Origin of the sequence: Actinocrinis sp. (assembly GCF_035650855.1) — a bacterium.
In the GTDB taxonomy this organism is placed as follows: Bacteria; Actinomycetota; Actinomycetes; order Streptomycetales; family Catenulisporaceae; genus Actinocrinis.
The window spans coordinates 21,520-47,919 of sequence record NZ_DASRGV010000079.1 but is presented as its reverse complement, the minus strand read 5'-3'; the positions used below and the strand labels follow the sequence as shown (position 1 = coordinate 47,919).

Sequence of the window (26,400 nt, the reverse complement as noted above, 5' to 3'; positions counted from 1 at the left end):
CGCCGGTTGGCGAAGGTGACCCAGGCGTTCTTCCAGCGCGTCGCCTTGGCCTGCGCGTAGTAGCCCATGAAGTCGGCGAACGACTCCTTGAGCCACAGATCGTCCCACCACCGCATCGTGACCAGGTCGCCGAACCACATGTGCGCCATCTCGTGCAGCAGTCCGCACGCGCGCGACTCGTGCGCGGCGTCGGTGACCTTCGACTGGAAGACGTACTCCTCGTTGACGGTCACGCAGCCGGGGTTCTCCATGGCGCCCAGGTTGTATTCGGGCACGAACGCATGGTCGTACTTGCCGAACGGGTACGGGTAGTCGAAGTGCTCGTGAAAGAAGTCGAGACCCTGCTTCGTGACCTCGTGGATCGCGTCCGCGTCGAAGTGCTCGGCGAGCGAGCCGCGGCACAGCGCGGCCAGCGGGATCTCCAGCGTTGAGCCGTCCGGCAGCGCGCGCGTGTACAGGTCCCGCACCACGTGGTACGGCCCCGCCACCACGACCGTGATGTACGTCGAGATCCGCTGTGTCGGCTCGAAGATCCACCGCGCCGCGCCGTCCACCACGCGCTTGCGCTCCCGGGCGGCCCCGTTGCTCGACATGTGCCAACCGGCCGGCGCCGTGATGTCGAACAGGAACGACGCCTTCAGATCCGGCTGCTCGAAGTTGGCGAACATCCGGCAGGAGTCCGCGGGCTCGAACTGCGTGTAGAGGTACACCTGTCCGTCCGCGGGATCGACGAAGCGGTGCAGTCCCTCACCACTGCGGCTATAGGCACAGGATGCGACGACGGTGACTTCGTTCTCTGCCTCAAGGCCGGTGAGCCACACGCGGGAGCCGCGGAACACCTCGGCCGGATCGAGCTTGCGCCCGTTCAGCGTCACCGACTCGATGTGTGGCGCGACCAGGTCAAGGAAAGTCGTGGCGGATGGCCCGGGCTCCGCGTGAGCGAAGCGGATCGTGCTCGCGGACCGGAAGGTGCTCGCCCCCTGCGCCTTCGCGCCGCTCAGATCCAGCTCGATCCGGTAGCTCTCGACCGTGATCAGCCGCGCCCGCTCCCTGGCCTCGTCCCGGGTCAGGTTCATCCCCGCCATGTGCCGCTCCGCTTCGCTCCGCGCCGTTGCGCAACCGGCCCATCATGTCAGGTGGCTGCCGGTGCCGATCAAACCGCCCCGACGACGCCTGTGCCCCGCCGGGCCGAGGCCGGGCGGGGCACACACGTCATCGTGCTCGAACGATGCGCCTACTTGCGGCGCGCGATCTTGTTGCCGAGCCAGACCAGCGGGTCGTACTTGCGGTCGACCACGCGCTCCTTCATCGGGATCAGCGCGTTGTCGGTGATCTTGATGTGCTCGGGGCAGACCTCGGTGCAGCACTTGGTGATGTTGCAGAAGCCCAGGCCGTGCTCCTCCTGCGCCTCCTTGCGCCGCTCACGGGTGTCGAGCGGGTGCATGTCGAGCTCCGCCATGCGCATCAGGTAGCGCGGGCCGGCGAACGACTGCTTGTTCTCCTCGTGGTCGCGGACCACGTGGCAGGTGTTCTGGCACAGGTAGCACTCGATGCACTTGCGGAACTCCTGCGAGCGCTCGACGTCCACCTGGGCCATCCGGTAGTCGCCCGGCTTGAGGTCCTTCGGCGGCTCGAAGGCCGGGATCTGGCGCGCCTTCTCGTAGTTGAAGGACACGTCGGTGACCAGGTCGCGGATGACCGGGAAGGTGCGCAGCGGGGTGACCGTGACCGTCTCGTCCTCGTCGAACACGGACATGCGGGTCATGCACAGCAGCCGCGGCATGCCGTTGATCTCCGCGGAACACGAGCCGCACTTGCCGGCCTTGCAGTTCCAGCGCACCGCCAGGTCCGGGGCCTGGGTGGCCTGGAGCCTGTGGATCACGTCGAGCACCACCTCGCCGTCGTTGACCTCGACGGTGAAGTCGTGCAGACCGCCGTCCTGGTCGTCGCCGCGCCAGACCTTGAACTTCGCCTTGTACGTCATGATGCGTCCGCCCCAGTCCCCTTCTCCGTCTCCGTCCCGGTCGCGGCCGCGGGCGCGTCCGACGGGGCGGGCAGGTCGGCCAGCTCTTCCTCGGTCAGGTACTTCTTCAGCTCGGAGCGCTCGAACAGGGCGAGCAGATCCGGGCGCATCTTCGGCAGCGGCTGCCGCTTGATCTGCGCGTGGCCGTCCGGGCCCACCGAGCAGACCAGGTTGATCTTGCGCCACTCGGCCGACATCTCCGGGTAGTCCTCGCGGGTGTGCCCGCCGCGCGACTCCTGGCGCTCGAGCGCCGCCTTGGCCACGCACTCGGAGACCAGCAGCATGTTGCGAAGGTCCAGCGAGAGGTGCCAGCCGGGGTTGAAGATCCGGCCGCCGGCCGCGGCCACCTTCTCCCGGCGCGGGGCCAGCTCGGCCAGCTTCTCGACCGCCGCCTGCATCTCGTGCTCCCGGCGGATGATGCCGACCAGGTCGTTCATCGTCTGCTGGAGCTCGGCGTGCACGGTGTACGGGTTCTCGCCGGAGGACTGCTCCAGCGGAGCGAGTGCCTCGGCCTCGGCGGCCGTGACGTCCGCGTCCGAGACGGCGGGCCGAGCGGCCAGCGAGTCGACGTACTCGGCCGCGTAGAGGCCCGCGCGCCGGCCGAAGACCAGCAGGTCGGACAGCGAGTTACCGCCCAACCGGTTCGAGCCGTGCATGCCGCCGGACACCTCGCCGGCCGCGTACAGGCCGGGCACGATCGAGGCCTGCGTGTCCGGGTCGACCTCGACGCCGCCCATGACGTAGTGGCAGGTCGGCCCGATCTCCATCGGCTCCGCGGTGATGTCGACGTCCGCCAGCTCCTTGAACTGGTGGTACATCGAGGGCAGCCGCTTGAGGATGAACTCCTTGCTGCGGCGCGAGGCGTTGTCCAGGTACACGCCGCCGTGCGGGGTGCCGCGCCCGGCCTTGACCTCGGAGTTGATCGAGCGGGCCACCTCGTCGCGGGGCAGCAGCTCCGGCGGGCGCTGGTTGTTGTCCGGGTCGGTGTACCAGCGGTCCGCCTCCTCCTCGGTCTCCGCGTACTGCGGGCGGAAGACGTCGGGGACGTAGTCGAACATGAACCGCTTGCCCTCGGAGTTGCGCAGCACGCCGCCGTCGCCGCGCACCGACTCGGTGACCAGGATGCCCTTCACCGAGGGCGGCCAGACCATGCCGGTCGGGTGGAACTGGATGCACTCCATGTTGATCAGCGTCGCGCCGGCCAGCAGGGCCAGCGCGTGGCCGTCGCCGGTGTACTCCCAGGAGTTGGAGGTCACCTTGAACGACTTGCCGATGCCGCCGGTCGCCAGCACCACCGCGGGCGCCTTGAACAGGACGAAGCCGCCGTCCTCGCGCCGGTAGCCGAAGGCGCCGGCGATCCGGTCGCCGTCCTTGAGCAGCCGGGTGACGGTGTGCTCGGCGAAGACCTTGATGCTGCCCTCGGCGTCGCCGGTCTCGCGCGCGTCCTGCTGCTGAAGGCCGACCACGGCCTGCTGCAGGGTCCTGATCAGCTCGAGGCCGGTGCGGTCGCCGACGTGCGCGAGGCGCGGGTACTCGTGGCCGCCGAAGTTGCGCTGGGAGATCTTGCCGTCCTTGGTGCGGTCGAACAGCGCGCCCCACTGCTCGAGCTCCCACACCCGGTCCGGCGCCTCCTTGGCGTGCAGCTCGGCCATCCGGAAGTGGTTGAGGAACTTGCCGCCGCGCATGGTGTCGCGGAAGTGCACCATCCAGTTGTCGTTGGGGTTCACGTTCCCCATCGCCGCGGCCGCGCCGCCCTCGGCCATGACCGTGTGGGCCTTGCCGAACAGGGACTTGCAGATGATCGCGACCCGCTTGCCGTGCAGCCGCGCCTCGATCGCGGCGCGCAGCCCCGCCCCGCCCGCGCCGATCACGACGACGTCGTATTCGTAGGTGTCCATGGGAAATCGGCTCTCTTGCCTGTGATTAGAAGAAGCGCGGGTCGCTGAACGCGTTGGCGGAGACCAGCAGCACGTAGAGGTCCGCGAGCGCGACGCTGAACAGGGAGACCCAGGCGAGCTGCATGTGCCGGGCGTTGAGCTTGGAGACGAAGCCCCAGGCGCGGTACCGGATCGGGTGCTTGGAGAAGTGCTTCAGCCGTCCGCCCATGATGTGCCGGCAGGAGTGGCACGACGCGGTGTAGAGCCACAGCAGGGCGGCGTTGATGAGCAGCACGAGCGTGCCGACGCCCATGTGTCCCCACTGGCCCGCCTGGTTGCGGAACCCGAGGATCGCGTCCCAGGTCAGGATGATGTTGAAGAGCGCGGCCAGCACGAAGAAGTACCGGTGCGAGTTCTGGAAGATCAGCGGGAACCTGGTCTCACCCGAGTAGGAGCCGTGCGGCTCGGCGACCGCGCAGGCCGGCGGCGACTGCCAGAACGCGCGGTAGTAGGCCTTGCGGTAGTAGTAGCAGGTCAACCGGAACCCGAGCGGGACGATCAGGACCAGCAGCGCGGGCGACCAGGACCACCAGGACCCGATGAAGTGGACCTCCCCGGCGCCCGGCATCGGCACGCAGTTGTCCGAGATGCACGGCGAGTAGAACGGGGAGATGTAGGGCGAGGCGAAGTAGTGGTCGTTCTGGAAGGCCCGGAAGGTGGCGTACGCGATGAACGCGATGAAGACCACGAAGGTGATCAGCGGCGAGACCCAGTAACGGTCCGTCCGCAGCGTTGGCTTGTCGATCTTCGCCCGTCCGGGCGACAGGGTTCCGGTGCTCATTCTTGTGCAAGCTCCTGCTTCGGTGGAGTAAGCAGCACAACTCGTCTGCGGCGAACCGCACTCTAGTCCTTGCGAGGGCGGATCAACGTCGCGCTATCACACGCAGTGACGATGGTGACCAAATTCACACGGCCTACTGCCCAGGTCGGAGGGGTAGGCGGCGCTGCGTAGTCGTTCGGCGACGGGCCCTGGCTCGCCCCTCCCCGGCATCTCAACTGCTGAGCGCGGCAAACCCTACGGCAACGGGGTGCGGAAGTCAGCGGCCGTTGACACGTGTGGTCCGTGGGGTTGCCCGCTGGCCGGTACCATAGACGGGGGCGTTGTCTGCCCAGCACCTGAGCGCGACCGGGCAACGGGGCCCGTGCGCTGGCTGGCCGACCGATCAGCGCCTTCCCTCCCGACCTAGGAAAGACGCTACCGGCATGCCTACGCGTAACGACATCCGCAACGTGGCGATCGTGGCCCACGTCGACCACGGCAAGACCACGCTCGTGGACGCGATGCTGTGGCAGGCCGGGGCATTCCGGTCGAACCAGCACGTGGACGAGCGGGTGATGGACTCCAACGACCTGGAGCGCGAGAAGGGGATCACCATCCTCGCGAAGAACACCGCCGTGCACTACAAGTCCCCGGACGACGGGTCGGACACCGTCATCAACATCATCGACACCCCCGGGCACGCCGACTTCGGCGGCGAGGTGGAGCGCGGCCTGTCCATGGTGGACGGCGTGGTGCTGCTCGTGGACGCCTCCGAGGGTCCGCTGCCGCAGACCCGGTTCGTGCTGCGCAAGGCGCTGTCCGCGAAGCTGCCGGTGATCCTGGTCATCAACAAGACCGACCGGCCGGACGCGCGCATCTCCGAGGTCGTGGACGAGACCTACGAGCTCTTTCTGGACCTGGACGCCACCGAGGAGCAGATCGAGTTCCCGATCGTCTACGCCTGCGCCCGCGACGGCAAGGCCTCGCTCGAGCGCCCGGCGAACGGCTCGGCGCCGGACAGCCCCGACCTTCAGCCGCTCTTCCGCACCATCCTGGAGACCATCCCCGCGCCGACCTACGCCGAGGGCGCGCCGCTGCAGGCGCACGTGACCAACCTGGACGCCTCCAACTTCCTCGGCCGCATCGCGCTGTGCCGGGTGCACCAGGGCACCATCCGCAAGGGCCAGCAGGTGGCCTGGATCAAGCGGGACGGCTCGATGGAGCGGGTCAAGATCACCGAGCTGCTGATGACCGAGGCGCTGGAGCGCAAGCCCGCCGAGCAGGCCGGTCCCGGCGACATCATCGCCATCGCCGGCATCCCGGACATCATGATCGGCGAGACGCTCGCCGACGCCGACGACCCGCGCCCGCTGCCGCTGATCACCGTGGACGAGCCGGCCATCTCGATGACCATCGGCACCAACACCTCACCGCTGGTCGGCCGGGTCAAGGGCGCGAAGGTCACCGCGCGCATGGTCAAGGACCGGCTGGAGCGCGAGCTGGTCGGCAACGTCTCCATCAAGATGCTGCCGACCGACCGGCCCGACGCCTGGGAGGTGCAGGGCCGTGGCGAGCTGGCGCTGGCGATCCTGGTGGAGATGATGCGCCGGGAGCAGTACGAGCTGACCGTGGGCAAGCCGCAGGTGGTCACCCGGACGATCGACGGCAAGGTGCACGAGCCGGTGGAGCGGCTGACCATCGACGCGCCCGAGGAGTATCTGGGCACGATCACCCAGCTGCTCGCGGTCCGCAAGGGCCGGATGGAGACCATGACCAACCACGGCACCGGCTGGATCCGGATGGAGTTCCTGGTTCCGTCGCGCGGCCTGATCGGTTTCCGCACCGAGTTCCTGACCGAGACCCGCGGCACCGGCATCGCCAACCACACCTTCGAGGGCTACGAGCCCTGGTTCGGCGACCTGCGCACCCGCAGCTCCGGCTCGCTGGTCGCGGACCGGGCCGGCGTGGTGACCCCGTTCGCGATGACGAACCTGCAGGAGCGCGGCTCGCTGTTCGTAGAGCCGACCACCGAGGTGTACGAGGGCATGATCGTCGGGGAGAACTCGCGCTCCGACGACATGGACGTGAACATCACCAAGGAGAAGAAGCTCACGAACATGCGCTCGTCCACCGCGGACGAGACCGAGAAGATCGTGCCGCCGCGCAAGCTCTCGCTGGAGCAGTGCCTCGAGTTCTGCCGCGAGGACGAGTGCGTGGAGGTCACCCCGACCTCGGTGCGCATCCGCAAGGTGGTGCTCTCGGCGCAGGAGCGGGCGCGGACCGCGGCCCGGCGCTCGCGCGGCCAGGCGTAGTCCGCGGACAGCACAGTCTTTACGCAGGACCCATACAAACGGCGAACGGTCCGCTCCCTGACTCGGGGGCGGACCGTTCGCCGTTCGGTGAGCGAAGTCCGGCTACTGATTGGCACCCTTAGTACCCGAGACGAACGGCAGCACGTCGAGTGTGCCGTGCTGGCAGACCGTCACCGGACCGCCCTGGATCATCGCGCTCAGCTGCCGCTTCTCGTCGGGCGGGATGATTCCCAGATACACCGACTGGGCTTCGCAGGGGCCGGTCTGCGGCTCGTCCGCCGCCGGGACGTCGAAGTCGAACCGCACCGTGGTCGCCACCGAGGCGCCGTTCTTCACCACGATGGTGGTGGGCTTCACGGCGAAGTCGCGCACCACATTGGTAGCCAGGCCGGAGCTGTTGCGGTCCTCGAGCTGCAAGCCGGGGAAGCCGTAGACGGTGCAGGTATGACCGGAGTTGTTCATCAGCCGCACGTTCATCAGCTCGTGCCCTGCGCCCGCCGAACCGGTCACGATGCTCACGGTCGGCGACAGGTCCGTCGACACGCACATCGGCAGTCCGGACGGCGAGGCGGCCGGCGTGCTCGGGACGACGGTGGGGGTGGGCAGCTGCACCTGGCCCGCGCTCGCCGCCCCTTGGCTCGACGGCCCGGCGCTCTCGGTGGCGTTCGCCGAGGGGCCGGTGTCGCTGCTGCTCGAACTGCATCCGGCGACGATGCCGACCGAGAGCGCGGCGGCGGTCAGCACGCCGCCGATCGCCCATTCGTACTTGCGGTCCATGATCTCTCTCCCAGAGTCGACACCGCTCGTCGCGGTACCGATGCCGTGCTCCCCGTCCCGGGTGCGGACCACCGTCTGAGCGGCGGCCGCCGCCGGGACACCCCCGAATCCGGTGTCGGATTCATCCCATGTCACGACCGTGTCGTGCCGTGCATTCAACGCCCCGAGGTCGGCCGCCCCCGGCGCGGTCTTGCCGGCCGAGTCGCATCCGGCGGACTGGATCGTGGTCGTGGTCATCCGGGTGCCGACCAAGACGCCCCCCGCCGCGACGGCGATCGCGGTGAATCCGGCGGCCAGGCTGACCATCACGGCGCGGTTGCGCCGCCGCCGCGCCCGCAGCACGACCCGCTCGAAACCGTACGGTGGAGCATACAGGGGTGTTACCGGACCGATCAGCGAGCGTAGCCGCCGGTCGACCGTGGCGTCCTCGGCGTCCCAGGTCTGCGCGAGTGAGTCCTCGAAGCGATCCTCGCGGGAGAGCCGGTCGGCGCGCTCCGGATCCGGGCCGCCGGGGTGCCGGTCGCGCGGATCGAACTGCGAGTCTTCGGAAGAGGGGGTGCCGTTGGTCATCGGGTGCCGTCCAGCGCTTGGCGCAGTTGCGCGCGGGCCTGGAACAGGTCGCTCTTGACCGTGCCCGCAGGCCGATTCGTCAGCCGGGCGACGTCCACCAGCGGGAACCCGGCGTAGTAGTACAACAGGACCGTCACACGCAGCCGGTCCGGCAGCGCCTCCACCAGCGCGCGCAGATCCCGGCCGTGGTATTCGGCCTCACCCCCGGAGGCCGAATACGCCTGCTTCGTGTGCCGCAGCATCTCGCGTTCGCGCCTGGTCTTACGCCAGTGGTCGCGCACCAGGTTGGCGGCTATGACGTAGAGATAGCCGACCGGGTCGTCCACCTTGCGCAGCCGCCCGAGCAGCCGGGTGAACGCCTCCATCGCGATCTCGTGCGCGGTGTCGTCGTCGTCGAGCAGCTTGCGGCACCAGCCGGCCAGCCGTCCGTAGTGCGCGGCGAACAGCTCGGCCGCGACCGCGTCGTGGTCGAGTCTGCGCCGGCCCGACGGCGGGCCGGCCAGCTCAGGTTCGGCCAGGATCGGCCAGTTGTCGGCGGTGTCGCTCATCCCTGCCCCGACTGACGTGACGGTCATCGGCCGTCACCCGCGTTCCGAGGTGATCCCGATTCGACCATGACCGACCGTCCAGAAAGAGTACTGGTTCCGCAGACCTAGCTGTCGTCCCCAGAGACGACAGTGGCGCTGCACGGTTGTCACGATTTTGCTACAACGGGACTTTCGGTATGCGGGTGACGCCGGTGAGTCATGGGATGTGCGCGCGGTTCAGTCGCCGAGCGCGCGGCGCAGGAAGTCAACCTGTAGAAGCATCAAGTTCTCCGTCACCACGTCCTGCGGCGTCATGTGAGTGACCCCGGACAGCGGCAGCACCTCGTGCGCCCGGCCGGCGGCCAGCAGAGCGGAGGAAAGCCGCAAGGTGTGCGCGGCGACCACATTGTCGTCGGCCAACCCGTGAATGATCATCATCGGACGGTGCGGCTCAGCCCACTGCCATGCGCCCGGCCCGGCGTCAGGGAACAGCGAATTCGCGTTGTAGACCTCGGGCGCCTGGTCGGGATGCCCCAGATAACGCTCGGTGTATCCGGTGTCGTACAGCCGCCAGTCGGTGACCGGTGCGCCGACGATCGCCGCGTGAAACACGTCCGGCCGCTTGAGCACGGCCAGTGCCGACAGGTAGCCGCCGTACGACCAGCCGCGGATCGCGACCCGGCTGCCATCCAGGTCGGGGACCTGCTTCAGGAGCGCGTCGAGGGCGTCGACCTGGTCCTCGAGCGTCGCTCCGACGAAGTCGTCACGCACCGCGCGATCCCAAGCCGGCCCGCGCCCGGGAGTGCCGCGGCCGTCCACCACCAGCACGGCGAAGCCCTGATCGGCGAACCACTGGGACGAGAGGAACGCGTTGTGCGAAGCGACGGCCATCTGTCCGTGCGGACCGCCGTACGGGTCGAGCAGCACGGGCAGCTTCGTTCCCGGCGTGTGATCGGACGGCAGTAGGAGCACGCCGCGCAGTTCACGCTCGCCGAGGACGAGTTCGCGCGGCTTGGCGGTGAGGCGCGGCTGCTCGGCGACGGATCGCAGCTCACTGAGCTGCTTGGGCGCGGCGCCTTCGCCTCCGTCCTCGCTGCGATCGCCGATGCGCAGCACCGTGATACGTCGGTTCGGCTCGTGCAGCGTCGCGGAGGTGACGACGGCGAGCGAACCGCCGATCGCCGCTGCATTCACGCCGTCGGCCGAGCTGAGCTGAGTCAGGGAGCCGTCGGCCAGCGCGACGCGCACGATGTGAATCCGCGTCGGATCGTCGAAGGACACTGACAGATACGCGTGGCGCGCGTCGAATCCGAGCAGCGCGCGCACCTGAACGCCGTCCGGGGTCAGCACGCGGTCGCCGACCAGCAGGCGGTAGGCGTCACCGCGCGGCGCGATCCAGGTCAGTTCACCGGTGCGCGACCACGCGGGGGCGCCGGGGCCGGACTCGATCCAGACCGGGTCGAACTCCTCGATCAGCGTGCTGGTCGAGCCGTCCGGCTGCACGGCGAGGATCCGCGAGGTGCGCTGGTCCCGGGAAAGCACGACGAGCAGCGCGGGACCGTGCGCGGACCAGTGCACTGAGACCAGGTACTCGAAGACCGACGCCGCGGCCTGTGCGGACTCGGCGGACTGCGCCGACTCGGCGGACTGCTCGGACGGGGCGCCCTCCCAGACCACCGGGGTGCGCGAGCCGTCGAGGCCGAGCCGGACCAGGCCGACCAGCGCGTTCGCGGTGCCGGCCGCCGGATATCCGACCTCGCGGGCCGGCTGTCCCGGATTGGCCGGGTCGGCGATGTGCCAGCGGGTCACCGGCGAGTCGTCCACTCGCGCAGCCAGCAGCTGGGTGCCGTCCGGGGACCACCAGTAACCGCGGTGCCGGTCCAGCTCCTCGGCCGCGATGAAGTCCGCGGCGCCGTAGACCACATTCGGGCCGTCCGGCGCCGCGAGCGCCCGGTCCTCGGCGCCGTCGAACCCGATGACGCGCAGTGCCCCGCCGGAAAGATAGGCCACGTGGGTTCCGGTCGGGTCCGGCCGCGGGTCGATCACCGGTCCCTCGGCCGGCAGTTCGCGCACCGTGCCGGCCTCCAGGTCGGCCACGAAAAGCCGCCCGGACAGCGCGAAGGCCGCGACGCGCACCGCCCCGTCGGTCGCGAAGTCCACGATGCCCGCGGCGCCCTGGCGCGAGCGCTCCCGCCGGGCCCTCTCCTCGACCGTCAGCTCCTCGCCGGCGCTGCCGGCCAGCAGGTCCACCGGGTCGGCGATCAGCCGCTCGGCTCCGGTGTCCGGGTCGGCGGTCCACAGGCAGGTGGCGCGATCGGCGCCGGTCTTGGTGCGCAGGAACGCGATCCGGGTACCGTCCGGGGCGATCGCGAAGGCCCGTGGCACGCCCAGGGTGAAGCGCTGGGTACGGGCGAACTGCCGGGGAAAGGAGATCTCTTCGGCCATGCCCTGATGCTATGAGAGAGCCTGCTCCTGATGTACCGCGGCGTCCCAGAGCGAGGGGTACGCGTCGCGCACCGCGCGGTCCAGCACGGCGGTCACCTGGCGCGCGTGGGGGAGCGTGCGCCGTTGCGGATCCGGCGGGACGGCCCAGACCACCCACGAGGGTCCGACCGCCCCCGGCGTCGGCAGCGGACAGCAGCGGCCGCGCCCCCAAATGCGCAGATCGACCCCGGCCTCGCGCCATTTGCTCAGTCCGTACTCGGGTTCGCCGTCCGCGCCGAGATCGACCAGGAAGCGGATGCGCCCCTGGCCGTCGGTGATCGGCCCGACCGCCGCCGGGTTCTTGCCGAGCCGTTCCAGCGCCGCCACGCCGACCAGCGAAGGCACGTCCACGATCCCCAGCCGCCGGGCGCCGGGCACCGGCCGCCCGAGCACGGCGAGCACCGGCGAGCCCGGGCTCAGCCGCCAGACCGTGCGGACGAGATCGGGCACGGCGGAAGCGGCCCACTGCCAGGGGCCGGGCGCCAGCCACGCGCCGGAACAGTCGAGTGCTTCGCCCGGGGTTCGGCTGTGTGTCGCGTCACGGTCGAGGCCGGTTCCGGGGGTGACCGGCCAACCGAGGGCAGCCGCGTACCAGACTGCGGCTTCGTCGGCGGTGCGCGGCCGCTTCGATACGTCCAGAGAGGTCAGGATCGTATCCGTCATCTGTGGTGCGCTGTCCTTCCCCGGGGCTGTGCAGGACTCTGTTACTGAGTGAATACGATCCGTGCCGTCACTGCGAGACGCCGTAAGCGGACTTCTACCGGACTGCGCAACGTAGGCTTGAACGCATGAGGCGTCGAACGAGTCCGCTACCGCGTACTGGCCAGTCGATCCTGTTCGTACACGCGCATCCCGACGACGAGTCCATCAACAACGGCGCCACCATGGCGAAGTACGCCGCGGAGGGCGCCCACGTGGCGCTGGTGACCTGCACCCTCGGCGAACTGGGCGAGGTGCTGGTGCCGGAACTGGCGTATCTCGCCGCCGACCACGAGGACCGGCTCGGACCGCACCGGATCACCGAACTGGCCGCCGCGATGCGCGAACTCGGCGTCACCGACTACCGCTTTCTCGGCGGCCCCGGGCGTTTCCGGGACTCGGGGATGATGGGCACCGAGCCGAACAACGCGCCGAACTGCTTCTGGCAGGCGGATGTGGACGAGGCCGCCTCGATGCTGGTTCCCGTCATTCGCGAGGTGCGGCCGCAGGTATTGGTCACCTACAACGAGTTCGGCGGCTACGGGCACCCGGACCACATCCAGGCGCATCGGGTGGCGATGCGCGCGGCCGAACTCGCCGCCGACGCGGATTTCGGCACGGGGCCGGCACACGAGGTCGCCAAGATCTACTGGAACACCGTGCCGCGTTCCGTGGTCCAGGCGGGGCTCGACGCGTTGCGAGCCGAGGGTGACTCGACCGGCTTCACCGCGGTCGAATCGGTCGACGACCTGCCCTTCGTCGCGGAGGACGACACGGTCACCGCGGTCGTGCACGCCGAGGAGTACGCCGAGCGCAAGGCCGCCGCGATGCGCGCGCACGCCACGCAGATCACCGTGGACGGCCCCTTCTTCGCGCTGTCCAACAGCCTCGGACAGCAGGTGATGGGCGTCGAGCACTACCAGCTGGTCCACGGCGAGTCCGGTCCGGACAAGCCGGAGGCGGATCTGTTCGCCGGGTTGGACGTTTAAGTGCCAGCCGTGGCGCTCCTGCCGGGGCACCATGCCGCAGAATGGCTGCCGTGAGCCGACTGAAGCCGACCCGCCCGAGCACCCCCGCCGACGAGGGCGCCGCGGGAAAGAGCGCTGTGCAGCCGAAGGCCGCAGCGTCGGCCAAGAACGCAGCGCAGGCTAAGAGCACGGCGCAGGCTAAGAGCACGGCGTCGGCGAAGAACGCGCGCGCAGAGAGCGCCGCGCCGCCTGCCGACTCCGCGCCCTCGAGCGCGCTCGCCGCGGCGAGCGGGCAGCGTGCCTACGCCCCGGGCGCCGCTCCAGCCGAGAAGGTTTCACGCTGGCTGTTCCTGCTCGTCGCCGCGGCGGCCGGCCTCGTCGTCGGTGGTCTCGGTTCCTTCGGTCACCGGGCGAGCGCGACGTGGCTGGGCGTCAGCTGGCCCACCGGCCTGCTGCTGTGCTTCGGCGGCCTCATCGGCCTGATGCTCGCGCTCGGTGAACTCGCGCCCGGCGCTCCCGCGTCGTGGCGCCCGACCCGGCTGTCCGCGGTCAGCTGCGCCTCGGCAGGCTGGCTGCTCGCCCTCATCTGGCTCACTTACCTCGGCCCGCCCTTCACTTTCGCGCGCAAGGGCGACGTGATCCTTCCCAATGACTGGAAGTCGATCACGTATCTGCTCGGCGGCATGGCCCTGATCGTCACGGTGACGTACCGCGCCTGGCTCGCGTCGCTCAACGCGCGGCTCGCACAGCGGCCCGGCGGCTCAGGAGGCGTTCACCCTCGCGGGTGAATTCCGCGGACGCTGAGCCACGCGTTCAGTTACGCCGTATCCCTTTCACCGTGTTCGATGCGCCGAAGCGGCGTTGACGCGTGTTCCCACGGCATCACTCGCGACGGTGGAATATCAGCCATCGGGCCTCGGGCCGACGACGATCACAGTATGGTGATCGCCAAGGCACTGTCCGTGATCGGGCCGATTCGGCGGCGCGGACGTCGATCTGCGATCTGGAAGGCCGAACGGCGCTGTGAATACTCCAGAGTCCACGGATTACCCAGGGCGGGGCTCCGATCCGTACCGGCGCGACCCTTATGACCCGCAGTTCGCGTCCGGTCTGTACGAGACCGGCGGTTACGAGACCGGGGTTCCCGGCGCGACCGACCTGCTCGAGTTCCCGCCGCTTCCGGAGTACCTGAGCGACGGCCCCGACGGCGATCCGGGCCCCGGCGACCCGTACTCGATGCCTGATTCAGGCGCCCAGCCGCACCAGGAGCCGCCGCCCGCGGCCGACCCACAGCAGTCCGGCCTGCGCGTGTCCTCCAACGCCGAGGCGACCGCGCGCCTGCTGATCAAGCTGCCCTCCGTGCCGCCTCAGCCCTCGACGACGCTGCGTCCGCACGCCGCCTGGGAGGACCGCGCCGAGGACGCCCTGCCGGAAGGCGCCCCGGGCCCGCGCCGCAACGTCACGCCGGCCGCCCCGTTCGCGCAGGTCGCCGCCTCCCCGGCGCGGCCGAGTGCGCTGCCCTCGGAAATGGCGGCGCTGACCACGGCCACGCTCGTGGTGCCGCTGCCGCGCGACACCCGGCCGACCCCGGCGCTGCTCACCACGACGCTGCCGCCGTCCACGGCCGCGCAGCAGAACGCGGCGGAACTCGCCGACGCCTTCCACGACACCCTGGAGCAGGTCTTCGGGCTCGACCTCGAGAAGGTCTCCGCGGCCGACGTCGGCCTCGACCGCTCGGCCGATCCGTCCGCCATGGCGGACGACGACCTGCCCGGCACCTGGTTCCGTGACGAGCCGGCGGCGGGCGCGGTGGCGGTGCGCGAACCGGGCGGCGCCGGCGGCGCGGAGATCGTCGAGGGCGAATTCGCCGACGCGGGTCAGCCCCCTTACGAGTACGTGCCCGGCGCCGTTCCGGCCGCCACCTTCGGCGGGCCCTACGGCGTCCCGACCCAGCCGGCCGCCTTCCCCGGCTTCGGCGGCTACTACCCCGAGGGGCACGACCCCTCGCGGCACGCCCTCGCGCTGCGCTACCTCGGCGGCATCTTCCACAACTCCTCCGGCGAGTCCGCGTATCTGGACCCTGGCTCGCCGGCCGCCCGCGCCCTGCGCGGCTCCGCGGCCGCGGCCGGCCCGTTCGCCGCACCCTTCGCCGCCCCGGACGCGCCAACCCAGCAGCTCACCAAGATTCCGGCGCAGGCTGCCGCACCCGCCCTCGGCCCGGCAGCCGCCGCGCCCTCCGCGCCCGCGCAGTCGCGGCCGCGTCACGGCGGCGCCGCCGGAGACGATTCAGCAGCCGGCCGCGTCCCGAAGCCGCGCGCCGACAAGGCCCGCGCGGACCGGCGCAGCCAGGCCGAGAACGAAGCGGCCAAGGACGACGCCGAGCGGCGCGGCGGTAGCAGGCTCCTGACGATCGCCGCCGTCGTGGCGGCCGCCTTCGCCCTCCTCTACGGCGTCGCGCTGGCGGTGGCGAGCGGGGTCTTCGGCGGCAGCGTGCCGCGCGGCACCGTGGTCGCCGGAGTCCCGATCGGCGGACTGAGCCCGGCCGCGGCCGAGCAGGCGCTCAGCGACCGGCTCGGCGCCGCGGCCCGCGCGCCGATTCCGCTGCTGGTCGGCCAGACCCCGGTCAGCCTCGACCCCGGCACCTCGGGGCTCACCCTCGATGTCGCGGGCACCCTCCAGGCCGCGCAGCAGGACCGCACCAACCCGCTGGTCATCATTCCGGCGTTGTTCGGCGCCACGCACCAGATCGCACCGATCCCGAGCGTGGACGCGGCCGCGCTCAGCCGCGCGCTCGACAAGATCGCCGCCGCGTACAACAGCCCGATGGTCGAAGGCGCCATCACCTTCCGGGCGGGCGTCCCGGTCGTCACCGCGCCCAAGGAAGGCCGCGGATTCAGCACGGACGGCGCGATCACCGCGATCCGCAACGGATACCTGCGTGTCACCGGTCCTATCCAGATCCCGGTGCAGCCGTTGCGCCCGAAGGCCACGCCCGCGGCGCTGCAGGCAGCGCTGGAGACGATCGCCCGTCCGGCGGTGTCGGCACCGATCGCGCTGGTCACCGGGACCGTCACCACACAGCTGACCCCGGCTCAGATCGGCGACGCGCTCACCATCACGCCCGACCCGACCGGTCAGCTGACCGCCCATCTCGACGGCGCGCGGCTGCGCGGCTACCTCGGCCAGAACGTGCGCGCGCAGGAGCAGCCCGCGGTCAACGCCTCCTTCTCCATCGACGGCGACCAGCCGGTGCTGGTCCCGGCGCGGGACGGCCGCGGCTTCGCCCCCGACAGCCTCGCCGCCGCGGTCCTGCCCGCGCTGACCGCGTCCGCGCCGCGCACCGCCAACGTGCCGATCGGTCCGCTTCCGGCGACCTTCACCACCGCGCAGGCGCAGGCCCTCGACGTCACCGACGTGCTCGGCAGCAGCACCCTGCCGGTCCCCGACGCCCCGAACCGCTTCACCAACGTCCAGCGGGCCGCCTCGCTCGTCGCCGGCGACATCGTGCAACCCGGCGCCACCTGGTCCTTCCTCAGCGCCGTCGGCGCGCCGACCACCGCGAACGGCTTCGCGGTCACCGCGGCGGCGCAGCGCGCGGGCGTCGACCCCTCCGGCGGCGTCGACACGGTCGCCACGGCGGTCTTCGACGCGGCCTTCTCCGCCGGCATGGGCGACGCCGTGCACCACCCGCACGCCTCGTACGTCGACCGTTACCCGGTCGGCCTCGACGCGGCCGTGGTCGCGCCCGGCACCGACCTGCAGTGGAGCAACGTCAGCGGCCACCCGGTCTACGTCTACGCCTCTTACTCGAACAACTCGCTCACCGTCGCGCTGCTCGGCGAGAAGCCGTACGACGAGGTGAAGGTCGATGTGTCGCAGCGTACTGCGATCGTTCAGCCCAGCGCCGGGCACGGCTCCTGCACGGGGGCGCAGCCAGGCTTCCAGGTCGACGTCACGCGGACGCTGCTGCGCGGCGGCAGCCAGGTGGGCACCGAGCAGTTCCACGTCACCTACGTGCCGCAAAGCGGCCAGGGCTGCTCAACCGGCTCGTCCTCGGGCTCGGGGACCGGTGCGCAGACCAGTGGATCGGGCGGCGGCACGAAGTCCGGCGGCGGTTCCGGCGGCGGCAGCACCGGTTCATCGCCTACGTCCGCGCCGAGCCCCGCGCCGACCGGCATCCTCGGCGGCCTGCTGCACTGACCCGGCGTGCCGTGACGGTCGCCATCCGCTGCACCGACTCAACCTGCTGCGTGTGGTGCATCGATTCGGCATGACAGTTGTCATGTGAGGTTCACGACGCCGCACACTGACGCGGCGGCGCGGAATCCGATTCGATAGTCCTAGTTGCCAGGGCGCACGGAACAGGCCGGACGCCCAGGGGATCACGACGACGGGACTGAAGATGACTACGGGAGTACGCGGCGGGCCGGGGTCGGCCGCGGTGACGTTCGAGAACGTCTCAAAGCACTACGGGCAGGTCAGGGCGGTCAACGAGCTGAGCCTCGAGATCCCGCAGGGCCGCACGGTCGCTTTCCTCGGGCCCAACGGGGCGGGCAAGTCCACCTCCATCGACATGCTGCTCGGCCTGCGCCGGCCCACCGCCGGCACGGTCCGGGTGTTCGGCAAGGCGCCGCACGACGCGATCACCGCGGGGCACGTGGGGGCCATGCTGCAGTCCGGGGGACTGCTCAGCGACGTGACCGTGCGCGAACTGCTCACCCTGATGACGAAGCTGCACCCGCGGCCGCTGCCGGTCGACGAGGTGCTCAAGCGGGCGAACATCGCGGACATCGGCGAGCGCAAGGCGGACAAGCTCTCCGGCGGCCAGACCCAGCGGGTGCGGTTCGCCATCGCCATCGCCGGCGACAGCGACCTGATCGTGCTCGACGAGCCGACCACCGGCATGGACGTGGAGAACCGGCAGATCTTCTGGCAGGCGATGAAGGCCGAGGCCGAGCGCGGCAAGACGATCCTGTTCGCCACCCACTACCTGGAGGAGGCGGACCAGATCGCCGACCAGGTGATAGTGATCAACAAGGGGCGGCTGCTGGCCAACGGGACCGCCGCGGACATCAAGGCGCAGGCCGGCTTCCAGAAGATCTCCTTCCGGCTGCCCGGGGTCACCCGGGACCGGCTGCTGATGCTCCCGAACGTGGTCACGCTGGAGATCATCAACGACCGGGTGCAGATCCAGACCTCGGACTCGGACAAGACCTTCTACTCGATCCTGGACGCCGGCTACCGGCCCGAGGACATCGAGATCACCGCGCTCGGCCTCGAGCAGGCCTTCGTCGCGATCACCCAGCAGGACAACGGCGCGGACGCGCACTCGGAAGTAGTGGAGGACGCCCGATGACCGGCGTGATCGCCCTGACCCGGCTGGAGATCCTGCGCGCGCTGCGCAACCGCCGCGTCATGTTCTTCACCATCCTCTACCCGACCGTGCTGTTCCTGCTGACCGCGGGCACGGCCAACAGCAACAAGATGGTCGACGGCACGCACCTGAGCCTGCGTACCTACTTCCTGATCGCTTACGCCTCCTTCGGCGCCCTGGGCGCCGCGCTCACCACCAACGCGCAGAAGATCGCGACCGAGCGCAAGGAGGGCTGGATCCGCCAGCTGCGGCTGACCGCGCTGCCCGGCAACGGCTACGTGATCAGCAAGATCGCCTCGGCGACGCTCGTGACGGTGCCGGCGATCGCGATCGTGTTCATCGTAGGCGGCTCGATGGGCGTGCACCTGAGCGCGGCGAAGTGGGTCACCGCCTTCCTGGTGCTGTGGATCGGCGCGCTGGCCTTCACCGCCCTCGGCATCGCGATCGGCTACGGGGTGCCGCAGGACTCGGTGCAGATGGTCAACATCCTGGTCTACGTCGGCGGCTCCTTCCTCGGCGGGCAGTTCTTCCCGCTGAGCGGAACGCTGGAGAGCGTCGGCAAGGCGCTGCCTACGTACCAGGTGCGGCAGCTGGCCACCGACGTGATCACCGGAGACCACGTGCCGGGCAGCGGCATCGCGATCCTGCTCGCGTGGACGGTCGGCGCGGCGGTCCTCGCGGCCCGCATGTACCGCCGCGGCGTGGACGCCGGCTGAGCAGGGGCGGCCGGCGCACATGAGCGGCAAGGTCCGCGAGGACGACGCAGCCATCCGGCTCGGGTTACGCACCCGGACCGGATGGCTGTGGGCTGGGGTTTGGCTGATCTATCTGCTGATCCCGCTCGTCGACAACTTCAACAAGCGATACGCGCTCTGGCAGCAGATCCTCGGCATCACCGGGTTCTGGGTGTTCTGCTACATCTACACCCGGCTGACCATCTCGAGCCGCGCCGCCTGGGAGCAGGACCACCTGCGCTGGAACCGGGACCGCAGGGCGACGTCCTACCTCGGGATCCTGGTCGCCCTAGCCGTCGGTTTGCCGGTGCTGTGCACCCCGACCTGGATCGCGCTGTGGATCTACGTCTCCGCGGTCTGCGGCTCGATGCTCCCGCTAGGCGGGGAGCGGCGCTGGGCGCTGATCGGCGGCGCGGCGGCCACCGGCACCATGGTGCTCGAAGGGGTCCTGCTCAAGGTCGACACCGGGACCTGGGCCTGGATGGTGCTGCCCTCGTTCTTCTCCTGCTTCGCGGTGATGGGCGTGCGGCGGATGCGCGGCCTGATCGGCGAGCTGCACCAGGCCCGCGAGGAGGTCAAGCACCTGGCGGTCAACGAGGAGCGGCTGCGCCTCGCCCGCGACCTGCACGACCTGGCCGGGCACTCGATGGCGACCATCACGCTCAAGGCCGAGCTGGCCAGGCGGCTGATCCCGCTGGACGCTGCCGCCGCGGAGAAGCAGGTCGCGGACATCGAGCAGGTCTCGCGGCAGGCGCTGGCCGACATCCGGGATGCGGTCTCCGGCTATCGGCGCGCCACGCTCGCCGTCGAGGCGGTCTCCGCGCGCACCGCGTTGGAGGCCGCGCAGATCTCCTTTGAGGTCGACCCCGCGCTGCTGCGCCGCTCCGGCACGCTCGGACCGGAAGCCGAGGCGGCGCTCGCCTGGTGCCTGCGCGAAGCGGTGACCAACGTGGTCCGGCACTCCGGCGCCACTTGGTGCCGGGCGCGGCTGATCGAGGCGCGCGTTGACGGAGAGGCCACGGTGACGCTCGAAGTGGTCGACGACGGCTGTGCCAGGCCGTGCTCGGAGCAGGCCCCTGACGCGGTGGACGCCTCCGGTGCGATTGACGCTTCTGCGGCGCTCACCGAGCCCGCCGAACAGGCCGAGCGCTGGGGCAACGGGCTGACCGGCCTGCGCGAGCGGCTGGCCCCGTTCTCGGCCACGCTGAGCGCCGGGCCGACACGTCCGCACGGATTCCGCGTCGCCGCCACCCTCCCGGTACGGTGACCGTCGGCTAAGGTTGGGCCGTGAATTCGGGGAGCGCGAATCCCGGGAGCGACCAGGGCAAACGTATCAGGGTCCTGCTCGCCGAGGATCAGGCGATGATCCGCGAGGCGCTCGCGACGCTGCTGGGCCTTGAGCCGGACATGTGCGTCGTCGGGCAGGTCGGCCGCGGCGACGAGGTGGTCGCCGCGGTGGACGCGCTCGGCGGCGTGGACGTGGCGCTGCTCGACATCGAGATGCCCGGCCTTGACGGCCTGAGCGCCGCGGCGCTGCTGCGCAAGCGGCACCCCGAGACCAAGGTCGTGGTGCTCACCACCTTCGGCAGGCCCGGCTTCCTGCGCCGCGCCATGGAGGCCGGCGCGGCCGCCTTCATGGTCAAGGACGCCCCGGCGGCCCGCCTGGCCGAGGCGGTGCGCCGGGTGCTGGCCGGCGAGCGGGTGATCGATCCGGATCTCGCCGCCGCCGCGCTCGCCGACGGAATCAACCCGCTGACGAGCCGGGAGCGGGACGTGCTCGCCGCCTCGGCCGACGGTTCCGTGAACGCGGAGATCGCCGACAAGCTGAGCCTGTCCGAAGGCACCGTGCGCAACTACCTGTCCGCGTGCATTCAGAAGACCGGCGCGCGCAACCGCGCCGAAGCCGTGCGCATCGCGCAGGAGAAGGGCTGGCTCTAGAGATCCGCGGACATTCGCGCGGTAGTCCAGCTGAGCGGGACGACTGACGACCCCGTCCGGTAGGTGACGGGGCGGATGGGCCGCCACCTCTGTCCCGTTCAACAGGACGGCAGCCAGGTGGTTGTCGCGCGCTCCGCCACCTCGCTTTGCTCGGCGGTTCCGTGCGCTGAAGAGCGCCCTCCCGCCCACCCTGCTCTGCGTCCTCGCTGGCGCTCGGGCGCTACGCGAACTGAACGCGCTGATCAGAGGCGGCCCGCGCTCGGCGCGCGAACGTCGAGGATGCCTTGAGTGCACGGCGTTTTCGCCTTGGAATGAAGAACCGCCCGCAAACGCGCCGGGCACTGTATCCGTCGGTTCACTGATGGCCTGCGCCGCGAGTATCGGCCGACGCGGATCCTTGTGCGCGATCTCGATCCCCATCGGGGAGAGGCTATTGCGCCGACGCGCCGATGCCGGGTCGTGACCGAAGCCGCCGAGCGTCAGCGAGGCGGCGCGCCCAGCGCAGCGAAGCGTCCAGCGCGCAGCGCGTGCGCGGCAGCGCGTTCAGTTCGCGTAGCGCCCGAGCGCCAGCGAGGACGCAGAGCAGGGTGGGCGGGAGGGCGCTCTTCAGCGCGAAGCGCGTTAGCCGTAGGCGCAATCACAACCCGGAGCGCCCGGACTGGCTGTCCAGCTGAGCGAGACACCAGCACTACGCCAGCGGCACCGCATCCGAATCACCGCATCCGAATCGAACTGGCGGCCCCGGTCCGATCAAACTGACGGCCCCGGCCCGACGCCTCGCGCTTGCGTCGGGCCGGGGCCGGCCGCTTCGGGCTGCCGCTAGGCGGCGTACGGTTCGGCGGACAGCAGCTTGACCGCCATGGTCCTGCCGTTGGGCAGCTCGTACTCGGTGCTCTCGCCGATCTTGCGACCGTTGATGGCCGAGCCGAGCGGCGACTGCGGCGAGTAGACCTCGATCGCGGCCCCGGCGTCCTCGCGCGAGCCGAGCAGGAACTCCAGCGTGTCGTCGTCGTCCCCATCGAAGGCCACCTTGACCACCATGCCGGGCGCGGCCACGCCGGAGACCGAGGGCGCCGTACCGACCTGCGCATTCTCCAGCAGCTGGCGCAGCTGGAGAATGCGGGCCTCCTGCTTGCCCTGCTCCTCCTTGGCGGCGTGGTAACCGCCGTTCTCCCGCAGGTCGCCCTCCTCGCGGGCAGCCTCGATCTTCTTCGCGATCTCGGTACGGCCCGGACCCTGGAGGTACTCCAGCTCGGCCTTCAGCCGGTCGTACGCCTCCTGAGTGAGCCAGGTGGCGTTGTCGCTGGTCTGGGTCACGGATGCTCCTCGTAGCGTCAAACGGATAGTCGGGTAGCCGTCGGATCGGATACCCGCGAAACTATGAGGCTACCAAGCGCCGCCGACAATACGCAGCGAACTGTTATTCAACCGACCGTCTCAGCCCGTCAGTTTGCAGGTCTGCACCGTCACCGTGTTCGCCGTGGTGGTGGTCTGCAGCGTGTAGGTCTGCACGTTCTTCGCGCGCCCGGACAGGATCGGGACCGAGGCCGTGCCGACCACCGCGCCGTGACCGTCCACCGCGACCAGGGTGCAGGTGGCGGACTTGTCCGCGGGCTTGTCCACCTCGAAGGTCACGATGACCGACGTGGCTGTGGTGGCGTTGAAGCTGGTCACGGTGCCTTGGATGTCGGGATGCGACAATTGCCAGGCGATATAGCCGCCCACGCCGCCGAGTACGGCGAGGCCGACGACGCCAAGACCGACCTTCCTCGGCCCGGACATGCCGCCCTTCTCGCCGTAGCGGCCTTCCGGCGGCGTCATCGCGGTCCGTGAGCTGTCCAGGCGCGCGGATCCGGGGGCGCCGGGCCGGCCGCCTTGGGTCGTGCCGCCGCCGGAGGCGGCCGCGGCGCGGGCGAACGGGGTCTGTGGGTTTGCGGGCTGAGTCGCGGGCCGGTCACCGGTGTTGCCGGTGGCGGAGGACTGCGGGTCGGGCAGCCGGAAGCGCTGTTGCGGGCGCAACGGCTCCGAGCCCGGCTGTGGCCGGGGCGGCTCGGGCGTTGAACTGATGGTGTCCGTCATTGTTCCCTCGGGGTGCCGGGAATCGGGAATTATGCGCGACCGGGCGGTGCTGTGTTACCGACGGGTGTCGAACGCCATATGTTGCGGCGCCAAACACACTCGTCCGCCACTATAGAGGCTGCCGTGGTTATTACCACGGCTATCGACAGGAACCGTTCAGACGAGGGGACCCGGCCCGTGGATCAGCGGCTCCGGCTGATGGCAGTACACGCACATCCTGACGATGAGTCGTCGAAGGGCGCGGCGACCATGGCACGTTACGTCGCGGAAGGCGTAAATGTGCTGGTGGTGACATGTACCGGCGGAGAGCGCGGGGACGTTCTCAACCCGCGCTTGAAGGATGATCCGAACATTGCTGCGAATATCCGCGCCGTGCGTCGCGCGGAGATGGAGGCGGCGCGCAGCATTCTGGGCGTTGACCAGGCCTGGCTCGGTTTCGTCGACTCCGGGCTGCCGGAGGGCGACCCGCTGCCGCCGTTGCCGGAAGGTTGCTTCGCCCTGCAGGACGTCACGACCGCGGCGGAACCGCTGGTGAAGCTGATGCGGGAATTCCGCCCGCACGTGGTGACCACGTACGACGAGGACGGCGGCTACCCGCACCCGGACCACATCCAGTGCCACCGCGTATCCGTCGAGGCCTTCGACGCCGCGGGGGATCCGGACCGGTACCCGGAAGCCGGCGAACCCTGGCAGCCGCTCAAGCTCTACTACAACCAGTCCTTTTCCAAGGCGCGGGTGCTGGCCCTGCACGACGCGATGATCGAGCGCGGCCTTCAGTCCCCTTACGAAGGCTGGATCGACCGCTGGGGCGACCGGCCGGAACGCCACATCACCACCCGCGTGCCGTGCGGCGACTATTTCGAGATCCGCGACAAGGCGCTGCTCGCGCACGCGACTCAGATCGACCCGGACGGCCCGTGGTTCGGCGTCCCGATGGACGTGCAGCGCGCGGCATGGCCGACCGAGGACTACGAATTGGCTCGATCGCTGGTGGACACGACGCTGCCCGAGAACGACCTGTTCGCGGGCGTGCACGAGACCGTCGGCGTGTAATCGAAGAAGACGCATACAGGCCGCGCCGTTCCAAGAACGGCGCGGCCTGCGTTTTGTCCGCCGGGTAGTACGCGCTAGTTGCCGAGATTGGGGATCAGCAGCACGTCCTTGAGCCCGCTGTCAGGGTGCTGCGCTTTCCACTGCTCGAGTTTGTCCGCCAGGGTGCTGTTGCCGACGATGACGCGCAGCGGCGTCGAGGACTGCGCGAGGACGCCCTCGAGCGCGGTCACGCTCTTGTCCTGATCCGCGGTCCATCCGGCGTCCGCCGTCGCGCCGAGGTTCGGTGCCTCGTTCAGCTGGTAGATCTGCGGCGAGATCGACCCGTCGTCGTGGTTGAGCGTCGCCATCACGAGCGAGAGGTTGATGTTCTCCAGGGTGTGGTCCTGCCAGACGGTCAGCGTGGGCACCCCGTCGCCGAGCAGGCCGCGCGACAGCAGGGTGTCCATCGCGTTGCGGTCAGCCGGGAAGATGTGCTCGCCGCTGCCCCAGACCCGGGCCCAGGTGGTATGCCTGCCCGGCTTCATCTTCAGGTAGCTGAATTTCAGCGGGCCGTAGTAGAAGCTGTCGGTCGCCACGAACCCGGCCAGGATCGCCACGCAGCCGATCGCCGCGCCGATCACGCCGCGGCTCGGCAGCTTCGGTCGGCGCAGCAGATGGCCGGCGGTACCGACGCCGACCAGCGCGATGATCACCCAGGCCTGTACGGCCTTCTGGAAGTAGTACGACGTGGTGTGGATCGTCGCGGTCTGATACGCCCAGAACGCGAGCACCGCCGCTCCGCAGAACGCGGTACTCACCAAGGCGGCCAGCGCGGTAGGCCGGCGCCTGGCGGCGTGCACCGCGAACCCGACCACCGAGAGCAGCCCGATGATCGCGAGGCTGCGCTGCGTCATCGGCACCGTGAAGCCGATGGCCAGCGCGGCCTGGGAGGACTGCAAACCGCTCTGCTTCGCGGAGAGCACCTCGGAAAGCGAGACCGGGATCGCCACGATCGCCGCGCCCACGGCCAGCTTCCAGTGCGGCAGCCACCGCTTGCGGTACAACACCGCCGACACCACGATGATCAGCGCGGCGAACGGCGCGAACAGCTCATAAGTCAGGCAGATCGCGATAGTGAGCGCCGCCATCAGGACGACGTGCAGCCTGCCGCTCGACGGCGGCCGCAGCGCGCACGCCGTGATCAGCGCCAGCAGCCCCATCCCGAAGATCTGCGGGTCCCAGCCGCACCAGATCGAGGTGGTCATCACGCCGGTGGACAGGAACGAGGCGATCGCCGCGACCAGGAACGTGCGCCGCCACCCCGCCAGTGCCGGACCGGCCACCCAGCGCGCGCCCCAGGCCACGCACAGCACGAAGAAGCCGTAACCCAGGCAGGTGTACACCTCGTACCGCATCAGTTCGGCGGTCGGGCTGCCCGGATCGGTGTGCGAGGTGACGAAGATGTCCAGCAGCGCGTAGGTGAAGTGCTGGCCCGGCGGATAAACGGCGAGCATGCCGGGGTCCACGACGCCGCGCGCCTTGCCCTGCATCAGGTAGGTGTAGCCGCCGAGCCGGTGGATCGAGTCGAACAGGCTGAAGTGCCGGGTCCGGTCGCCGGTCAGCGTGGCGAAGGCGAGGCGGTGCCCGGCGTTCTGGAACCACAGCGGCCCGTACGCCACGGCCGAGGCGACGCCGAACGCGGCCAGCAGCGGCAGGTCGCTGCCCAGCACCCGGCGCGGCCAGCGCGGGCGGCGCCGCAGCGTGACGGCGATCGCCAGCAGCACGGTGAGCGCGGTGCCGCCGACCGCGACCGGATTGAGTCCGAAGGGCCAGAACGAGAACGGGATGCCGGCCGCCATGGCGGTGCCCGCCAGCAGGCCGAGGGTGACCATCAGCCGGTCCAGGACGGTGCCGCCCATGCGGACGAGGCCGCCGGTGAGGTACACGATGACGATGATCAGCAGGGCGTCGATGTGCAGCAGGTGCGTGATCACCGGCAGCGCCCAGGCACCGGCGAGCAGCCCGCCGACCAGGCGGGGGTCGCGGGCGGAGAAGCGCTTGGCGGCGCTGGGTGCCTCGTCCGGGGCCGTGCGCTGCTTAGGCAGTTGGCCTGGCAGCGAGCGGGCCCAGCGGACCAGCACTTGTGATCCCATGTCGGTGGCACCTCGTGTCGGCATCAGACGCCC

The 26,400-nt window shown here is 70.2% G+C and carries 20 protein-coding genes; 9 read left to right on the top strand and 11 right to left on the bottom strand.

Going from position 1 to position 26,400, the window contains the following annotated elements; all coding sequences use genetic code 11:
• The 4 genes from VFB40_RS06435 to sdhC form a co-directional block, all read right to left on the bottom strand.
• Window positions 1–1,085: M1 family metallopeptidase (locus VFB40_RS06435; RefSeq protein WP_324848370.1), on the bottom strand; the 1,085-nt coding region annotated here is incomplete at its 3' end.
• A gap of 149 nt (window positions 1,086–1,234) precedes the next feature.
• Window positions 1,235–1,984 (bottom strand): succinate dehydrogenase/fumarate reductase iron-sulfur subunit, encoded by a 750-nt coding sequence (locus VFB40_RS06430; protein WP_324848369.1) that lies wholly within the window; start codon window positions 1,982–1,984, stop codon window positions 1,235–1,237.
• Window positions 1,981–3,921: a fumarate reductase/succinate dehydrogenase flavoprotein subunit gene (locus tag VFB40_RS06425; protein WP_324848368.1), complete on the bottom strand. Its 1,941-nt coding sequence runs from the start codon at window positions 3,919–3,921 to the stop codon at window positions 1,981–1,983. The genes VFB40_RS06430 and VFB40_RS06425 overlap by 4 nt, the downstream gene beginning before the upstream one ends.
• A gap of 25 nt (window positions 3,922–3,946) precedes the next feature.
• Window positions 3,947–4,741, bottom strand: a complete 795-nt coding sequence (sdhC, locus tag VFB40_RS06420; RefSeq protein ID WP_324848367.1) for a succinate dehydrogenase subunit SdhC — start codon at window positions 4,739–4,741, stop codon at window positions 3,947–3,949.
• A 422-nt stretch (window positions 4,742–5,163) separates the two neighbouring features.
• Here sdhC and typA point away from each other — a divergent pair, with 422 nt between their 5' ends.
• Window positions 5,164–7,032: a translational GTPase TypA gene (typA, locus tag VFB40_RS06415; RefSeq protein ID WP_324848366.1), complete on the top strand. Its 1,869-nt coding sequence runs from the start codon at window positions 5,164–5,166 to the stop codon at window positions 7,030–7,032.
• Window positions 7,033–7,134: 102 nt separating this feature from the next.
• Here the strand turns inward: typA and VFB40_RS06410 are convergent, their stop codons facing one another.
• From VFB40_RS06410 to VFB40_RS06395, 4 genes are all read right to left on the bottom strand, one after another.
• Window positions 7,135–8,379 (bottom strand): DUF4232 domain-containing protein, encoded by a 1,245-nt coding sequence (locus VFB40_RS06410; protein ID WP_324848365.1) that lies wholly within the window; start codon window positions 8,377–8,379, stop codon window positions 7,135–7,137.
• A complete protein-coding gene (locus tag VFB40_RS06405) occupies window positions 8,376–8,954 on the bottom strand; it encodes an RNA polymerase sigma factor (RefSeq protein ID WP_324848364.1) in 579 nt (192 codons plus the stop codon). The genes VFB40_RS06410 and VFB40_RS06405 overlap by 4 nt, the downstream gene beginning before the upstream one ends.
• Window positions 8,955–9,143: 189 nt before the next feature.
• Complete coding sequence (locus tag VFB40_RS06400) at window positions 9,144–11,351, bottom strand: S9 family peptidase (protein WP_324848363.1); 2,208 nt, start codon at window positions 11,349–11,351, stop codon at window positions 9,144–9,146.
• 9 nt (window positions 11,352–11,360) lie between these two features.
• Window positions 11,361–12,053, bottom strand: coding sequence for a hypothetical protein (locus tag VFB40_RS06395; RefSeq protein ID WP_324848362.1), 693 nt, complete (start codon window positions 12,051–12,053; stop codon window positions 11,361–11,363).
• A gap of 125 nt (window positions 12,054–12,178) precedes the next feature.
• On the opposite strand from VFB40_RS06395, the gene mshB reads away from it, so the two are divergent.
• The 7 genes from mshB (at window position 12,179) to VFB40_RS06360 (ending at window position 21,103) form a co-directional block, all read left to right on the top strand.
• On the top strand, window positions 12,179–13,078 hold the full coding sequence (gene mshB / locus VFB40_RS06390) for an N-acetyl-1-D-myo-inositol-2-amino-2-deoxy-alpha-D-glucopyranoside deacetylase (protein WP_324848361.1): 900 nt from the start codon (window positions 12,179–12,181) through the stop codon (window positions 13,076–13,078).
• Window positions 13,079–13,128: 50 nt separating this feature from the next.
• Entirely contained in the window at window positions 13,129–13,845 is a 717-nt protein-coding gene (locus tag VFB40_RS06385) for a hypothetical protein (RefSeq protein WP_324848360.1), read from the top strand.
• 235 nt (window positions 13,846–14,080) lie between these two features.
• On the top strand, window positions 14,081–17,257 hold the full coding sequence (locus VFB40_RS06380) for a VanW family protein (protein WP_324848359.1): 3,177 nt from the start codon (window positions 14,081–14,083) through the stop codon (window positions 17,255–17,257).
• A 202-nt stretch (window positions 17,258–17,459) separates the two neighbouring features.
• Window positions 17,460–18,413, top strand: a complete 954-nt coding sequence (locus tag VFB40_RS06375) for an ABC transporter ATP-binding protein (protein WP_324848358.1) — start codon at window positions 17,460–17,462, stop codon at window positions 18,411–18,413.
• Window positions 18,410–19,147: an ABC transporter permease gene (locus tag VFB40_RS06370; RefSeq protein WP_324848357.1), complete on the top strand. Its 738-nt coding sequence runs from the start codon at window positions 18,410–18,412 to the stop codon at window positions 19,145–19,147. Before VFB40_RS06375 ends, VFB40_RS06370 begins: the two co-directional genes overlap by 4 nt.
• A 19-nt stretch (window positions 19,148–19,166) precedes the next feature.
• A complete protein-coding gene (locus VFB40_RS06365) occupies window positions 19,167–20,432 on the top strand; it encodes a sensor histidine kinase (protein ID WP_324848356.1) in 1,266 nt (421 codons plus the stop codon).
• A 20-nt stretch (window positions 20,433–20,452) separates the two neighbouring features.
• Window positions 20,453–21,103 carry a response regulator gene (locus VFB40_RS06360; protein WP_324848355.1) on the top strand — a complete coding sequence of 217 codons (651 nt, stop codon included), beginning with the start codon at window positions 20,453–20,455 and terminating at the stop codon, window positions 21,101–21,103.
• 819 nt (window positions 21,104–21,922) lie between these two features.
• Here VFB40_RS06360 and greA read toward each other — a convergent pair.
• Entirely contained in the window at window positions 21,923–22,420 is a 498-nt protein-coding gene (gene greA, locus VFB40_RS06355) for a transcription elongation factor GreA (protein WP_324841524.1), read from the bottom strand.
• A gap of 120 nt (window positions 22,421–22,540) precedes the next feature.
• Window positions 22,541–23,182, bottom strand: a complete 642-nt coding sequence (locus tag VFB40_RS06350; protein WP_324848354.1) for a DUF4307 domain-containing protein — start codon at window positions 23,180–23,182, stop codon at window positions 22,541–22,543.
• Window positions 23,183–23,359: 177 nt separating this feature from the next.
• On the opposite strand from VFB40_RS06350, the gene mca reads away from it, so the two are divergent.
• Window positions 23,360–24,235, top strand: a complete 876-nt coding sequence (gene mca / locus VFB40_RS06345) for a mycothiol conjugate amidase Mca (RefSeq protein WP_349261364.1) — start codon at window positions 23,360–23,362, stop codon at window positions 24,233–24,235.
• A gap of 74 nt (window positions 24,236–24,309) precedes the next feature.
• On the opposite strand, the gene VFB40_RS06340 is transcribed toward mca, so the two are convergent.
• Window positions 24,310–26,367: a hypothetical protein gene (locus tag VFB40_RS06340; protein ID WP_324848352.1), complete on the bottom strand. Its 2,058-nt coding sequence runs from the start codon at window positions 26,365–26,367 to the stop codon at window positions 24,310–24,312.
• Window positions 26,368–26,400: the final 33 nt, after the last annotated feature.

Bases quoted from the DNA above. Each gene is read 5' to 3' on its own strand.
- VFB40_RS06430 (WP_324848369.1), bottom strand. From the start codon at position 1,984: ATGACGTACAAGGCGAAGTTCAAGGTCTGGCGCGGCGACGACCAGGAC.
- VFB40_RS06425 (WP_324848368.1), bottom strand. From the start codon at position 3,921: ATGGACACCTACGAATACGACGTCGTCGTGATCGGCGCGGGCGGGGCG.
- sdhC (WP_324848367.1), bottom strand. From the start codon at position 4,741: ATGAGCACCGGAACCCTGTCGCCCGGACGGGCGAAGATCGACAAGCCA.
- typA (WP_324848366.1), top strand. From the start codon at position 5,164: ATGCCTACGCGTAACGACATCCGCAACGTGGCGATCGTGGCCCACGTC.
- VFB40_RS06410 (WP_324848365.1), bottom strand. From the start codon at position 8,379: ATGACCAACGGCACCCCCTCTTCCGAAGACTCGCAGTTCGATCCGCGC.
- VFB40_RS06405 (WP_324848364.1), bottom strand. From the start codon at position 8,954: ATGACCGTCACGTCAGTCGGGGCAGGGATGAGCGACACCGCCGACAAC.
- VFB40_RS06400 (WP_324848363.1), bottom strand. From the start codon at position 11,351: ATGGCCGAAGAGATCTCCTTTCCCCGGCAGTTCGCCCGTACCCAGCGC.
- VFB40_RS06395 (WP_324848362.1), bottom strand. From the start codon at position 12,053: ATGACGGATACGATCCTGACCTCTCTGGACGTATCGAAGCGGCCGCGC.
- mshB (WP_324848361.1), top strand. From the start codon at position 12,179: ATGAGGCGTCGAACGAGTCCGCTACCGCGTACTGGCCAGTCGATCCTG.
- VFB40_RS06375 (WP_324848358.1), top strand. From the start codon at position 17,460: ATGACTACGGGAGTACGCGGCGGGCCGGGGTCGGCCGCGGTGACGTTC.
- VFB40_RS06370 (WP_324848357.1), top strand. From the start codon at position 18,410: ATGACCGGCGTGATCGCCCTGACCCGGCTGGAGATCCTGCGCGCGCTG.
- VFB40_RS06365 (WP_324848356.1), top strand. From the start codon at position 19,167: ATGAGCGGCAAGGTCCGCGAGGACGACGCAGCCATCCGGCTCGGGTTA.
- VFB40_RS06350 (WP_324848354.1), bottom strand. From the start codon at position 23,182: ATGACGGACACCATCAGTTCAACGCCCGAGCCGCCCCGGCCACAGCCG.
- VFB40_RS06340 (WP_324848352.1), bottom strand. From the start codon at position 26,367: ATGGGATCACAAGTGCTGGTCCGCTGGGCCCGCTCGCTGCCAGGCCAA.